Genomic DNA, 544 nt, shown 5'->3' with positions numbered 1-544 from the left:
CTCCATGTAAGAAGCGGACGATTTGCTTAAAATTATGCCCAATGATTTTAAATCCAGTTACCAGTGTCGCTTTGGCTTTACCCCTTACCTTGAGTCTTCTAAGCTCCTTGTGAACACTTTAACGAGGAATTGGTTCCTTCAAGAGCTGTACGTTTGCTGGTAGCTTCTTTTCTGGCCCTTTTATCTTCTTCACGTGCGCGGGCTTCGGCCAGAAATACAGCCTGTTGTTCAACTCGCAATACTGTATTATTTTTTCGAAATTTTACCGGGCAGACATTTTGTCTGGGACAGTTCGAACAGACATTCCTGTCAAAATAAGCAAGGATCACATTATTCTTTCCATTAAACTGGCAACTGTATGGAGTGTGTCCCTCCGGGCAGGCTTCTACCGTTTTGTGGTCTTTAATTTTAAATGCGGTCAGCGGAAGCTTTTCATGATCTGGTTTTTTCCCGGTCATGTCTGTATAGTGCATTGTAATTCCAGTGTCTTGCGCCTGTTTTTCTACTCCTGCGCTGAAGTAACCGCCATCGACGTAAAAGTCGG

Annotated in this window: 1 protein-coding gene; it reads right to left on the bottom strand. The window is 43.8% G+C overall.

All coding sequences use genetic code 11. From position 1 onward, the window contains the following. Positions 1 to 98 precede the first annotated feature (98 nt). Positions 99 to 544 (bottom strand): transposase (locus tag DEH07_06125; protein HBY04111.1); only part of this gene is annotated, 446 nt, incomplete at its 5' end.

The sequence above is a fragment of the Desulfotomaculum sp. genome (assembly GCA_003513005.1).
GTDB lineage: Bacteria > Bacillota > Desulfotomaculia > Desulfotomaculales > Nap2-2B > 46-80.
This window is presented reverse-complemented; position numbering and strand designations above follow the sequence as displayed.